General features: G+C 65.1%; 14 protein-coding genes. 8 read left to right on the top strand and 6 right to left on the bottom strand.

What is annotated here, in order from left to right; genetic code table 11:
* Window positions 1-44: 44 nt before the first annotated feature.
* Window positions 45-1589, bottom strand: a complete 1545-nt coding sequence (locus KUF59_RS41105; protein ID WP_212462156.1) for a cation:proton antiporter — start codon at window positions 1587-1589, stop codon at window positions 45-47.
* Between the two features lie 109 nt (window positions 1590-1698).
* Between KUF59_RS41105 and KUF59_RS41100 the strand changes: the two genes are divergently transcribed.
* The 5 genes from KUF59_RS41100 (at window position 1699) to KUF59_RS41080 (ending at window position 6873) form a co-directional block, all read left to right on the top strand.
* Entirely contained in the window at window positions 1699-2463 is a 765-nt protein-coding gene (locus KUF59_RS41100) for a tetratricopeptide repeat protein (protein WP_408918057.1), read from the top strand.
* Window positions 2464-2576: 113 nt separating this feature from the next.
* Window positions 2577-3974 (top strand): tetratricopeptide repeat protein, encoded by a 1398-nt coding sequence (locus KUF59_RS41095; RefSeq protein ID WP_212462157.1) that lies wholly within the window; start codon window positions 2577-2579, stop codon window positions 3972-3974.
* Between the two features lie 319 nt (window positions 3975-4293).
* Window positions 4294-6204, top strand: coding sequence for a propionyl-CoA synthetase (locus KUF59_RS41090; RefSeq protein ID WP_212462158.1), 1911 nt, complete (start codon window positions 4294-4296; stop codon window positions 6202-6204).
* Between the two features lie 174 nt (window positions 6205-6378).
* Window positions 6379-6651, top strand: a complete 273-nt coding sequence (locus tag KUF59_RS41085; RefSeq protein ID WP_212462159.1) for a hypothetical protein — start codon at window positions 6379-6381, stop codon at window positions 6649-6651.
* A gap of 15 nt (window positions 6652-6666) precedes the next feature.
* Entirely contained in the window at window positions 6667-6873 is a 207-nt protein-coding gene (locus KUF59_RS41080; RefSeq protein WP_212462160.1) for a DUF6494 family protein, read from the top strand.
* Window positions 6874-6902: 29 nt separating this feature from the next.
* Here the strand turns inward: KUF59_RS41080 and cuyB are convergent, their stop codons facing one another.
* The 3 genes from cuyB to KUF59_RS41065 all read right to left on the bottom strand — a co-directional run bounded on the left by cuyB (window position 6903) and on the right by KUF59_RS41065 (window position 9463).
* Complete coding sequence (gene cuyB, locus KUF59_RS41075; protein WP_212462161.1) at window positions 6903-7619, bottom strand: cysteate racemase; 717 nt, start codon at window positions 7617-7619, stop codon at window positions 6903-6905.
* 61 nt (window positions 7620-7680) lie between these two features.
* Window positions 7681-8589, bottom strand: coding sequence for a LysR family transcriptional regulator (locus KUF59_RS41070; protein ID WP_212462162.1), 909 nt, complete (start codon window positions 8587-8589; stop codon window positions 7681-7683).
* A 178-nt stretch (window positions 8590-8767) separates the two neighbouring features.
* On the bottom strand, window positions 8768-9463 hold the full coding sequence (locus KUF59_RS41065; protein WP_212462163.1) for a DUF1013 domain-containing protein: 696 nt from the start codon (window positions 9461-9463) through the stop codon (window positions 8768-8770).
* A gap of 235 nt (window positions 9464-9698) precedes the next feature.
* Between KUF59_RS41065 and ispH the strand changes: the two genes are divergently transcribed.
* The 3 genes from ispH to rnhA are packed head-to-tail and all read left to right on the top strand — an operon-like array spanning window position 9699 to window position 12121.
* Window positions 9699-10667: a 4-hydroxy-3-methylbut-2-enyl diphosphate reductase gene (ispH, locus tag KUF59_RS41060; protein ID WP_212462164.1), complete on the top strand. Its 969-nt coding sequence runs from the start codon at window positions 9699-9701 to the stop codon at window positions 10665-10667.
* 6 nt (window positions 10668-10673) lie between these two features.
* Window positions 10674-11657 carry a homoserine kinase gene (locus KUF59_RS41055; RefSeq protein WP_212462165.1) on the top strand — a complete coding sequence of 328 codons (984 nt, stop codon included), beginning with the start codon at window positions 10674-10676 and terminating at the stop codon, window positions 11655-11657.
* Window positions 11654-12121, top strand: a complete 468-nt coding sequence (gene rnhA / locus KUF59_RS41050; protein WP_212462166.1) for a ribonuclease HI — start codon at window positions 11654-11656, stop codon at window positions 12119-12121. Before KUF59_RS41055 ends, rnhA begins: the two co-directional genes overlap by 4 nt.
* Before the next feature lie 158 nt (window positions 12122-12279).
* Here rnhA and KUF59_RS41045 read toward each other — a convergent pair whose 3' ends face one another.
* Window positions 12280-12765: a peroxiredoxin gene (locus KUF59_RS41045; RefSeq protein ID WP_212462167.1), complete on the bottom strand. Its 486-nt coding sequence runs from the start codon at window positions 12763-12765 to the stop codon at window positions 12280-12282.
* A gap of 98 nt (window positions 12766-12863) precedes the next feature.
* Window positions 12864-13418 (bottom strand): DUF924 family protein, encoded by a 555-nt coding sequence (locus tag KUF59_RS41040; protein WP_212462168.1) that lies wholly within the window; start codon window positions 13416-13418, stop codon window positions 12864-12866.
* Between the last annotated feature and the right edge of the window lie 10 nt (window positions 13419-13428).

Here is a 13428-nt window from a genome sequence, read left to right as displayed (position 1 = left end):
CCGGATCTGCGCTTACGCTTGTCCGGGACGACGAGCTTCGAGGGTCAGCCGCCGGCGCTCAATTCCGCGCGATCGAGCTCTTCCTCGAGCAAATGGAAGGCGTCATCACCGATCACCTCCGTTGCGCGCAGATCGAAGATGGCCTTGCGCGCAGCATCGATGGCGCGGCGGCGCAGGGGATCGGAGGGCAACTCGCCGTTCGTGACGCCGCCATGCGGGTCGTCGTCCGTCCGCATCAGCATCGCGCGATATTCCAGCCGCAGGATTTCCGCCTCCTCGGACGGGTCGTCCTCGATCGCATCGAGCGCCGCCCGATAGACCACCGCACGTGCCTTCGCGACCTCGGTGCCGACGGGGTCATTGTCCTTCAGGCCGAGCAGCAGGATCAGCGGCCGCAACGTAAGGCCCTGGATCACCAGTGATCCCAGCACCACCGCGAAGGCCATGAACTGGATGAAGTCGCGATATGGAAAATGCTCCGGCAGCGCGTAGGCGGTCGCGAGCGTCACCAGACCCCGCATGCCGCACCAGGCGACGACGAGGCCGCCTTTTCCGGTCGACACCACCTTGGGATCGGCCGGGTGGTAGATCCCGCGCACAATGAGCGCTCGCAGCGTCGTGCCGTAGCACATGATCCAGACGAGCCGCACCAGGATCACCGTGAGCAGGATCCATGCGGCTGCCGTGCAATATTCCCAGCGCACGGCCTCGTCGAGCCGGGTCCAGATCGGGCCGACCTGCAATCCGATCAGGATGAAGGCGAGCACGTTGAGCACGAACACCATCGTCTCCCACACCGCGTAGGAGGGCACGCGCAACCGCGCCGGTATGCGCGCCGGCGCGGTGCGGGCGACGGTGATGGCGTAGACCACGATGGTCAGGATGCCCGAGAGGCCGAAATGTTCGGCGGCGATCCAGACCATGAAGGTGGTGGCGAACTGCATGATGATCGCGCTCGGCGCCTCGGTGATCCGCATCAGGAAGAACGGCATGACCCGCGCCGCGGCGTAGCCCGCGACGACGCTGCCGATCAGCGCGAGCACGATGGTCGGTGCGAACTCGCTCCATTTGAGATGCTCGGTGGCGATCGCGAGAACCGCGATGCGGTAGATCAGCAGCGCGCTCGCGTCGTTGAGCAGGCTTTCGCCTTCCAGGATCTTCACGATGCGATGGGGCAGCTTGACCTGGCTGAGGATCGCGACTGCGGCCGCCGCATCCGGCGGCGCCACGATCGCACCTAGCGCCACCGCCGCGGCCCATGGCATGGCCGGGATCAGCCAATGCGCGACGGCCGCGACGGCCGCCGTGGTGAGGCCGACCGCGACCACCACCAGGGTCGAGACCGGCACCCAATTGCGGCGCAGGTCGCGCAGCGAGGTGTCATAGGCGGCGTCGAGCAGCACCGGTGCGACGAAAAGTGCCAGCGCCAGGTCCGGCTCGAGCGTCCACGATGGGCTCGCTGGCACGAAGGCGAGCAAGGCGCCGCCGATGGCGAGAAAAGTCGGGTAGGGAATCTTGATTCGCCGCGCCAGCGCCGATAAGGCAACAGCGCCGAGCAGCAGCGCGATGATCCATTCGAACGTCGACAATGAAAGATCCCCAAAACACGCTTGCAGCCGGGCGAATAGCCTAGCATCAATTCGGCTGCATGATGGCCGCCTTCGCGCGATTTACAGGGAATTTGCGACTGCAACAACGATGCGTCTGTCCGTCCTGACCAAGATTGTCGGTATCGCGATGGCGCTGTTCGCGCCACTGGCGATCGCCCATGCCGCGACCGGCGGCGAGCCCGTGGCGACCGAGCAGGTCGACGTCGCGCCGTGCCTTGCGGCGGCTTCCGTCGATGACGACGATAAGGTCGACGCGCTCTGTCCGGGGGTGATCGACAGCGAGAAGACGGCGAAGGCCGACCGTCTCAGGGCGCTGATCGCCCGCGGCGATCACTATGTGCGGCGCGGGATGACCGATCGCGCGATTGCCGACTACAGCCAGGCCCTGCTGCTCGATCCTTCAATGGCCGACATCTTCAATGCGCGCGGCGAACTCTGGCTGCGGAAGTACGACCGGCCCAAGGCGGTGCAGGACTTTGGCGCGGCGCTCAAACTCAATCCCAACCACGAGAAGGCCAAGGCCAACCACAAGGCGCTCGCGCAGGAGCTCGAGCGCATCGGCGCGCGGATGGCGATTGCCGGCAAGCCAAGCTTCAACTGCGCCCGCGCCAAGCGGGCGGTGGAGAAGGCGATCTGCGCTGATCTCGATCTCGCCGAACTCGACAGCGACGTGCAAGGCTCCTATGTCAGGGCGGTTCGCGAAGCCACCAACCCGCGCGATGCAAAAAAGCTCCAGCGCGATCAGGACGCCTACATCGCCCGCCGCAACGCCGAATTCGGCCGCCCCGGCTACGATCTGAAAAAGGCCATGCTGGAACGCCTGCAGCAGATCAATGGCGTGGACGGATATTGATAGGTCTTCACCTCTCCTCGCTTGCGGGGAGAGGGAGTGCTCCGCCACAATTTGAACCTGATCCGGAAGCCCCGCGACAACGGAGAAAGCCGTTTGCCACGGAGCCCTCAGCCATGTGCGGCAGCCCCTATTCCGCGCAATCCAGCGCGTTTGCCAGGTTTTCACTCCGCGCCGGCGGGCTCGGCCTCATGCTGGGCCTTGCCCTTGCGGTCAGCCCCGCCGCGGCCGGCGGCGCGTCCGTCGATTGCGTGCTCGGCAGCAAGGAGGCGCCGGCGCCGCTGATCGCCGCCTGCTCAGCCATCATCGACCAGTCCGCCAATTCCGCCGCCGAGCGGTCGTCCGCGCTGGTCGCGCGCGCCGATGCCAATGCCAGAACCTCCGGTGGACTGTCCGACGCCTTGAAGGACCTCGACCGCGCCATCGCGCTCGACGGCAAGAATGCAAAAGCCTACCGGCTGCGCGGCGATCTCATGCGCGAGGCTGGCGGCGATCTCAACCGCGCGGCAGCCGATCTCACCAAGGCGATCGAGCTCGACCCGCAGGATGCCGAGGCCTACGAGCTGCGCGGCGTCGTCTACACCAATCAGCGCCGGCTTGACCGTGCGCTCGCGGACTATGAACAGGCGATCAAGCTGAAGCCGGACTATGCGCAAGCGTGGTCCGACCGCGGCACGACCTTTTACCTCCGCGGCGACTACGAGAAGGCGATCCGGGATCTCAGTGAAGCACTGCGGCTCGATCCGAACCACGCGCGCGGCTACACCAACCGCGGCGCGGCCTACAAGAAGCTCGGGCAGCTCGACAAGGCCGTTGCCGACGACAGCGAGGCGATCCGGCTCGATCCCAAGGTCGCCGAATATTACGACAATCGCGGCCTGACCTACGCGGCGATGAGTGAGTACGACAAGGCAATCGCCGATTACGACCAGGCGATCCGCCTGGAGCAGCGGCCGAATTTCTTGACCAACCGCGGCGATTCCTACCAGTTCAAGGGCGAGCTCGGGGCCGCCTTGAGCGACTATGACGCTGCTTTGCGCCTCAACCCGAATTTCGAACTCACCTACAACAACCGCGCCGTGCTCTACAAGAAGATGGGCGAGCGCAAGAAGGCGCTGGCCGACTACGAGGCGGCGCTGCGGCTCGATCCCGGCAATGAGAATGCCAGCAACGGCCGCCGCATCATGATATCAGAGATCGCGAAATTCGGCGCTGAGCCGTCGCGGCCGCTGCAGGCGAATTCCGGCAACGGCCCGTCGTTCGATTGTGCGACCGCCAGGCGCGAGGTCGAGAAGATGATCTGCGCCGATCCGCAGCTCGGCATGCTCGACCGCCAGATCGCCGACACCTATGCGCGCGCACTGAAGGGCGCGAGCGGCCGTTCCGCGAGCGACCTGCGCAAGACCCAGCGCGATTTCCTCGCCACCCGCAACACCGCCTTCGGTCGCCCCGGCTATGACCTGAAGAAGGCGATGCAGGAGCGGCTGCAGCGGCTCAGCGCGCTGGAGGGGTAGACGGTTCGGCTCTCCAAGTATTCCGTCATGCCCGGGCTTGTCCCGGGCACCCACGTTCTTGGATGAGCGCCAAAGGTCGTGGATGGCCGGGACGCAGGCGAGCGGAAGCGACGCTGTCCTTCGGACGGCTATGCCCGGCCATGACGAGGCGGAGATAGCCGCGGACTACTCCGAAAGGCCCAACCTTTTCAGCTTGAACCGCGGCCCGTTCCCGGGAAAATACCGCTCAATAGAGACGGACAATTGATCCTGATCATGGCCGGAACGCGGTCCGATGGTCAGGTCAAGGCCAGTCAAGAAGATCAGGCGGGAGCGGTTCATGAGCGTTCAGGGCAAGAGCAAATATCACGAGGTCCATGCGCGCTCACTCGCGGACCCCGAAGGTTTTTGGGCCGAGGCTGCCAGGGAGATTGACTGGATCGAGCCTGCCAAAAAGGTCTTTGACGGGACCCAGGGCACCTACGGTCGCTGGTTTGCCGGCGCCGTCGTCAACACCTGCTACAATGCGCTCGACCGCCATGTCGCCGGCGGCCGCGCCGACCAAGTCGCGCTGATCCACGATTCCCCGCTGACCAACTCCGTCACCAGGCTCACCTATGCCGAGCTGCTCACGGAGGTGCAGGCATTCGGCGCGATCATGCAGGAGTTTGGCGTCGGCAAGGGTGACCGCGTTCTCCTCTATATGCCGATGGTGCCGGAGGCCGTAGTTGCGATGCTGGCCTGCGCACGCATCGGCGCGGTGCATTCGGTGGTGTTCGGCGGATTTGCGGCCAAGGAACTCGCCACCCGTATCGACGACGCACAGCCAAGGCTGATCCTGTCGGCAAGCTGCGGCATCGAGCCCGGCCGCATCGTGCAATACAAGCCGCTCCTCGACGAAGCCATCAATCTCTCCAGCGCGAAACCGAAGGCCTGTATCGTCCTGCAGCGCCCCCAGCATGTCTGCGCGCTGACGCCGGGCCGCGACTATGATTGGGCGAGCCTGCGGCGCAAGGCGCTCAACGACGGCAAGTCGGCGCCTTGCGTGCCGGTCGCCGCGACCGATCCGCTCTACATCCTCTATACGTCAGGCACGACCGGCATCCCGAAAGGCGTGGTGCGCGACAATGGCGGCCATCTCGTCGCGGTGAAATGGTCGATGTTCAATCTCTACGGCGTCAAGCCGGGCGAGGTGTGGTGGTGCGGCTCCGACATCGGCTGGGTGGTCGGCCACAGTTACATCGTCTATGGCCCGCTGCTGCACGGCGCGACCACTGTCATGTATGAGGGCAAGCCGGTCGGCACGCCCGATGCCGGCGCGTTCTGGCGCGTGATCTCGGAGCACAAGGCGGTCGCGCTGTTCACCGCGCCGACCGCGTTCCGCGCCATCCGCAAAGACGATCCGGACGGCAAATTCATCCGGCAATATGACCTGTCGAAATTCCGCACGCTGTTCCTCGCCGGCGAGCGCGCCGATCCGCCGACGGTGGAATGGGCGGAGCAGCAGTTGAAGGTGCCGGTCATCGACCATTGGTGGCAGACCGAGACCGGCTGGTGCATCGCCGGCAATCCGGTGGGGTTGGGCCAGCTGCCGGTGAAGCATGGTTCGCCGACCGTGCCGATGCCGGGCTATCAGGTCGACGTCGTTGACGAAGCCGCAAAGCCGGTGGCCGCGAACACCATGGGCTCGATCGTCATCAAGCTGCCGATGCCGCCGGGCTGCCTGCCGACGCTGTGGAATCAGGATGCGCGGTTCAAGGAAGCCTATCTCACCGAATTCCCCGGCTACTACAAAACCTCCGACGCCGGCTACAAGGACGAGGACGGCTATGTCTGGGTGATGGGCCGCACCGACGACATCATCAACGTCGCCGGCCACCGCCTCTCCACCGGCGGCATGGAGGAGATTCTCGCCTCGCACGCCGATGTCGCCGAATGCGCCGTGCTCGGTATCAGGGACGCGATCAAGGGCGAGGTGCCCTGCGGCTTCCTGGTGCTGAAGGCCGGCGTGAAGCGCCCGCCCGCCGAGATCGAAAAGGAGATCATCGCGCTGGTGCGCGACAAGCTCGGCCCCGTCGCCGCCTTCAAGCTCGCCATCACCGTCGGCCGCCTGCCAAAGACGCGCTCGGGAAAGATCCTGCGCGGCACCATCAAGAAGATCGCCGATGGTGAGGCCTGGACCATGCCCGCCACCATCGAGGATCCCAAGGTGCTGGATGAGATCGGCGACGCGCTGAAGGGCAGGGTGTGACGCGTAGCGTCATCCCGGGGCGGCTCGAAGAGCCGAACCCCAATGCGCAATTGCGCATTGTGGGATCTCGAGATTCCGGGTCTGGTGCTGACGCACCATCCCGGAATGACGGTGGAATAGACTTACATTCTCCTCATTCCGCGCTACAGAGTGCCCGCAATTGAGGGACCTTGCATGCCATCCGTTACTACCGCGTCGCGTCTTCTTACCGCAGCACTTCTCGCCGTCGCGCTCGCTGCCTGCGCCGCGCGCAACCAGACCCCGGTGGCCATGGGTGGTGACGACGACGACGCGGTCTGCCAGAGCCGCGGCTACGCGCAGGGCTCGCCGGAATACGTTGCGTGCCGAAAGGACCGTGACGTCCAGCGCAACGCTGCTACAGCCCGCGCCGATCGGCGCCAGCGCGATCTCGGCGAGTACATGCTGAACCATCCGGAGCGCCCCTAACCCCAGGAGGCCGTCATGAACGAGGACCTGTTCAACACGTCCTTGCGCAAATTCCTCAAGCAGGTCGGCGTCACGTCGCAGCGCGAGATCGAGAAGGCCGTGCGCGATGCGATCGCGAGCGGCAAGCTCAAGGGTAACGAAAAGCTCAAGGCGAGGATGGTGCTGACCATCGACGGCGTCGGCCTCAGCCATGAGGTGGGCGAGGAGATCGAGCTGGGGTAAGCGCCCGCCCGGTCCTGGCGAGAGTTGAGCTACGCAGCCTCGGTCGTCGGCATCTTCGACGCGGCCAGACACGCCTCGACGCAGGCCCGTGCCAGCGCTTCGGTCGGATCCAGCAATCGCGTCCGCAGCTCAGCGTCGACATCGGCAAGCGCCAGCGGAATCTCGGTGCAGGCCATGGCGACCAGCGCGCAGCCGCGATCGACGAGCGCTTCGGCTTCGCGACGCAGGATCGCGCCGGCTTCACTGACGCGCCCCGCTTTCACGAGACGGATCGCCTGCATGATGCTGACCTGCGCCTTGGCGTCCGGCACCAGGCACGTGTGACCGCGCGCGGCGAGTTGCGTCTGGTAAACCTCCGCATGCACGGTGCCGTCGGTCGCGAGCACGCCAATCGTCGTCCCCGTCATTCCCCGACGCGCCAGCGTGTCGGCCACGGCGTCCACGATGTGCAAGATCGGCACCGAGGTCTTTGCCTGTAGCGCGCCGTGCCAACAATGTGCGGTGTTGCAGGGGATGGCGATGCAGCGCGCGCCCGAACTTTCGAGGCGGCGCAGACCGTCCAGCATGGCGGGGAGGGGATCGCGGCCATGCGCGAGGATCGCAGCCGTTCGATCCGGCACGCCGGTGGCCGAGCACACGACCATCTCGATATGATCCTGATCGCAGGACGCAGGCGTGCTCTTGATCACCTTGGCCATGAAATCCACAGTGGCCATCGGGCCCATGCCACCCAGCACGCCAAGCATCGCGATCTCCTCGTTTCCGAAAGAAGGATGCGCGCTAGGTGCGGCCAAATCCAATGCCGTGTCAGTCAGCCCTATTCGAATTTTGCATGGTTTCGGATGCGAGCGCTCGCGCCGCGTTCCAGACCTTGTCGACGATCGGGCGGGTCCGCCGCGTGCTGCGATAGAGCCTGACCTCGAGCGGAATCTCCGGTCCGACCGCGACGAGCGCAGCGTCTTCCAGCTCGCGGGCCACGAGGCTGCGCGGCAGCCAGGCGAGCCCGTGCCCCTCGATCGCCATGAATTTGAGAGCTTCGGCCATCGCATTCTCGTTGGTGTGGGCGACCTGGACTGGCGGCGCACCGGCCTGCGCCTGCGCGAAGGTCGCGACACGTCCGAGAAACGAGTTCGAGGCGTAGCTGAGCAGCGGCAGCGGCGCGCCGTCCGCGCCGCGCGTCAGCGTCGCGCTGCGCACGGCAACGAAACTGTCGTCGCCGACGACGATATGGGGATAGAGCTCCGGCTCGAGCGGGATCGGCACGTTGGGATGATGGAAGGTGAGCAGGAAATCGTAACTGCCTTCGACGATGGCTTGCAGGCAGCTATGGAAATCGTCCGGCAAGAGACGGCTGCCGAGCTCGCCCACTTGTTCCTCCACTCTGCGAAACCAGCGCGGAAAGAACCGGAGCGAGAGCGTATGCAGCGCCGCGACCGCGACGACCTGCGTGCTTGGCCGCGTGCTGGCCTGGAGGTTGAGGCGGCTCGCATGCAGCATGCGCACGGTCTCTTCCGCGGTCTCGAGAAACTGGCGCCCCTCCGCGGTCAGCGTGGTCGGGTAGCTGCTGCGGTCGATCAGCGACACGCCGAGCCACAATTCCAGGGCCTGGATGCGGCGGCTGAAGGCGGACTGGGTGACGTGCCGTTCCTCGGCGGCGCGCGAGAAGCTGCGCGTGCGGGCGAGGCTCAGAAAATCCTCCAGCCACTTCAGCTCCATATTGTCAGCCTCTCCGTCCGAGCTGGATCGGCTGCAGCATGCCCGGTTGGCTCACGGAATTCCATGCAAAGTCGGAATAACGCGTTCCCAACTAGCATTGGACCGCGCCCGCCCCTCAAAAACAAAAACGCGGCAGGTTGCCCTGCCGCGTTCGAACCATGTCGCGAGACGAGGGCGACTACTCCTCGTCGTCCTGCTTCTTGCCGCCGAGCGTCTTCAGCTTGGCGAACACGGCGTCGACGTTGAGGTCGTCGCTCGACTTTTCCGCGCCCTCGTATTCCGGCTCCTTCTTGGTGGTCTCGGAGGCCGGCAGCAGCGTGGCGCCGCCATAGGCTGCGTCGAGCGGCTTTTCCTTGGCGGCGCGCGCGACCTCGAAGTCGAGCTCGATCTGCGAGCAGAGGCCGAGGGTGACGGGGTCGATCGGGGTCAGCGAGGAGGTGTTCCAATGGGTGCGGTCGCGGACGCTCGCGATCGTGCTCTTGGTCGTGCCGACCAGGCGCATGATCTGGGCGTCCTTCAGCTCGGCATGGTTGCGCAGCAGCCAAAGGATGGCGCTGGGACGTTCATGGCGGCGGGACACCGGGGTGTAGCGCGGCCCCTTGCGCTTGGGCTGGGGCGGCAGCACGACCTTGCTCTCCTGGAGGCGGAGCCGGTAGTCTTGGTTCCTCTCGCCCTTTTCGATCTCCTCACGGGTCAATTGGCCGTTGGAAATGGGGTCCATGCCCTTGATGCCCTGGGCGGCGTCGCCATCGGCGATGGCGCGCACCTCCAGCGGGTGCATCTTGGTGAAATCGGCGACCTGGTCGAAAGTCAGCGCCGTGTTATCGAGCAGCCAGACGGCGGTCGCCTTGGGCATCAGAGGTGCGTTGCTCATGGCAAATCTCCTTTGTGCTTCGCCCACCTCTTTGGAGGCGAAACCGGTGGTCATCAGCGATGACGGGAATTCACGCTATATAAGCCCTGGGGGGCCTCGGGCGCAATGGTTCTGCTATAGTGCCTTGACAGCGCCCGAAAGGGGGCCCAAGTCCTAGGAATACCGTAAGTCGTAGCCCCATATCGACCGTTCCCGGCCTCCTGGCTTAGGGGTGATTCGGTCCCGAGATCGCTTCATGTCAGCCAAACCAGACCTTAGAATCGTGCTTTGTTCTCCCCGCGGCTTCTGCGCCGGGGTGGTGCGGGCCATCGATACCGTGGAACGGGCACTCACCATCTATGGGGCCCCGGTCTATGTCCGCCACGAGATCGTGCACAACAAATACGTCGTGGACGGGCTGAAGAAGAAGGGCGCGATTTTCGTCGAGGAACTGGCCGAAATCCCGGAAAATACCACCGCGCCGGTGGTGTTCTCGGCCCATGGCGTGCCGAAATCGGTCCCGGCCGATGCCCAGACCCGTAATTTGTTCTCGCTGGACGCGACCTGCCCGCTGGTGACCAAGGTGCACCGCGAGGCCGCCATCCACTTCAAGCGCGGCCGCGAGATTTTTCTGATCGGCCATTCGCACCATCCGGAAGTGGTCGGCACCCTCGGCCAGCTCCCGGTTGGCGCCGTGACCCTGATCGAGACCGCTGAGGACGCCAAGACCGTGGCGCCGAAGGACCCCAACAACCTCGCCTTCGTGACCCAGACCACGCTGTCGATCGACGACACCGCGGAGATCGTGGCGCTCCTGAAGGAGCGCTTCCCGAACATCAACGGGCCGCACAAGGAAGACATCTGCTACGCCACCACCAACCGCCAGCTCGCGGTGAAGAAGGTGGCGCCGGTCGTCGACGCGCTGATCGTCGTCGGTGCGCCGAACTCGTCGAACTCGCAGCGCCTGCGCGAGGTCGCCGAGCGCGAGGGCTGCAAGGTCGCGGTGCTGGCGCAGCGCGCCACCGAGATCGACTGGGATCGCTTCAGCAACATCACCAGCCTCGGCATCACCGCGGGCGCATCCGCGCCGGAGGTGATTGTGGAGGAGATCATGGACGCCTTCGCCGAGCGTTACACGCTGCATGTGGAGACGGTGTCGGCTGCGGAAGAGAACGAGTTCTTCCCGCTGCCGCGCTCACTGCGCCCCGAAGCCGCCGCCGAGTAATCTTTTATGGCGGTCTATACCGACGTCGCCGCCGACGACCTTGCGGATTATCTGAGCCAGTACGACCTCGGCGAGCTCTTGTCCTACAAGGGCATCGCTGAAGGCGTGGAGAATTCCAACTTCCTGCTGCACACCAGCAAGGGGTCGTACATCCTCACGCTGTACGAGAAGCGGGTCGCGAAGAACGATCTGCCGTTCTTCCTCGCGCTGATGACGCATCTCGCCGAGCACGGCATCAACTGCCCCTTGCCCGTGAAGGGCAGGGATGGCGAGGCGTTGCGCGAGCTCGCCGGGCGGCCGGCCGCGATCATCACGTTCCTGGAAGGCGTCTGGCCGCGCAAGCCGAACGCCACGCATTGCGCCGGCGTCGGCCAGGCGCTGGCGAAGATGCACCTCGCCGGCCGCAACTTTGCGGTTCGGCGTCCCAATGCGCTCTCCGTCTCCGGCTGGCGTCCGCTATTTGACGCGGCTGCCGCCCGCGCCGACGAGGTGCAGCCGGGGCTGCGCGCGTTTCTCAGCGCCGAGCTCGACTATCTCGAGAGCGGCGTCTGGCCGACGAGCCTGCCGGACGGCGTGATCCACGCCGATCTCTTCAACGACAACGTCTTCTTCCTCGGCGACCAGCTCTCCGGCCTGATCGACTTCACTTTCGCCTGCAACGATATGCTGGCCTATGACGTTGCGATCTGCCTCAATGCCTGGTGTTTTGAGCCCGACCATTCCTTCAACGTCACCAAGGCGCGCGCCTTCCTCAATGCCTATGGCCGCGAGCGCAAGCTGACCGACGCCGAGGAGGCCGCGCTGCCGCTGCTGGCGCGGGGGGCGGCGATCCGCTTCCTGCTGACGCGGCTGGTCGACTGGCTCAACGTGCCGCCGGGCGCATTGGTGCGCCCGAAGGATCCGCAGGAATATGTCCGCAAGCTGCGCTTCCACCAGAGCGTTTCAAGCGTGCGCGACTACGGCCTTGCGCCGTCAGGACTAGTCGCGTGAGCGCGCTGCCCAACGTCACCATCTTTACCGACGGCGCCTGCTCGGGAAATCCCGGGCCCGGCGGCTGGGGCGCGATCCTGAAGTTCGGCGACAAGGAGAAGGAGCTGAACGGCGGCGAGCGCCACACCACCAACAATCAGATGGAGTTGATGGCGGCGATCTCCGCGCTGGAAGCACTGAAGAAGCCCTGCACGGTCGATCTCTATACCGACAGCCAGTATGTCCGGCAGGGCATCACCGGCTGGATCCATGGCTGGAAGCGCAATGGCTGGCGCACCGCAGACAAGAAGCCGGTCAAGAATGTCGAGCTATGGCAGCGCCTCGACGCTGCGCTCAAAGCGCATGAGGTGCGCTGGCACTGGGTCAAGGGCCACGCCGGCCACCCCGAGAACGAGCGTGCCGATCAACTGGCACGTGATGGTGTTGCGATGGCGCGGATGCAGACGCGGGTGAGGGAAGAGTAGGGCGGGCGCTAGCTCTTTCCACGCGCTCCGCCGTCATCGCCCGGCTTGACCGGGCGATCCAGTACGCCGCGGCCTATCGGCTCAATAACAACTGTCTCTGGAATGCTGGATCGCCCGCCTTCGCGGGCGATGACAATTGTCAGTGTGGCTACCAGTCTTCAGAGCTGCCCGAGCAGCGTATCCCCGCCCGACACCTCGACCTTGCCGGGCATCGCCTCGAGGTTCAGCTTCTTCACCACGCCGTTCTCGACCAGCATCGAGTAGCGCTTGGAGCGGATGCCGAGGCCGTTGCCGGAGGCATCTAATTCCATGCCGATCGCCTTGGCGAAGTCGGCATTGCCGTCGGCGAGGAAGATCGCTTCGTCGCGCTGGTCGGTGTCGCGCTTCCAGGCGTTCATCACGAAGGCGTCGTTGACCGAGACGATGGCGATGGTGTTCACGCCCTTGTCCTTCATGGCATAGGCGTTGAGGAAGATGCTCGGCAGATGCATCTTGTGGCAGGTGCCGGTGTAGGCGCCGGGCACCGCGAACAGCGCCACCTTCTTGCCCCCAAAGATGTCGTCGGTCGATTTGACCTGCACGCCATCAGCCGTCATCACGCGAAACTTCGCATCGGGCAGCTTGTCGCCAACTTGGATCGCCATCGTACTGTCTCCCAAAAATTCGGTTCCGCTTTGTAGACCGGGCGGCGGGCCTGCACAATATTGCTGGCGCGCATAGCGGCCCGCTCAACGTGATGTCATCAGCCCCTAAAGCCGCCCTTGTCGAGGAAATCCTGTTCCTCAGCCGTCATGGTTCGGCCCAGCACGGGGTTGCGGTGAGGGAAACGGCCGAAGCGGCTGATGATGTCGGCGTGCTCCTCGGCATATTTCAGGTTCTCGGCATCGCCGATCGCCCGGAACAGCGCGACGCAGTGAAGCTGGTCTCCCAGATGCTCCGAATGCATGAGGGGCAGATAGAGGAATTCGCGCAAGGTCGGATCGATCCGCGTGTCGACGCCGCGGCCGAGCGCACGGCGCGCCACCTCGCGCGCCAGCGCATCGGTTGAGAAGGTGCGTGGATCGCCGCGGAACATGTTGCGGGGAAACTGGTCGAGCACGATGACGAGCGCGAGCGTGCCGTCATCGCTGTCTTCCCAGCAGGACAGCTCGCCTGCGGCCGCCTTGCGCCACACATCCAGGTAGCGGTCGCGGATTTCGGTGTCGAAGGCGTCGTCGCGCTTGTACCAGCGCTCGCTGCCGGCCTCTCGCCAGAAGGCGAGGACGCCGGCAGGTGTCGGGTCAGGAATCCCAGGCACGGTCCGCGTG

The organism is Bradyrhizobium arachidis (genome assembly GCF_024758505.1).
Classification (GTDB): Bacteria; Pseudomonadota; Alphaproteobacteria; order Rhizobiales; family Xanthobacteraceae; genus Bradyrhizobium; species Bradyrhizobium manausense_C.
Note: the sequence above shows the minus strand (reverse complement) of the source record. Positions and strands in the feature narration are given on the sequence as shown.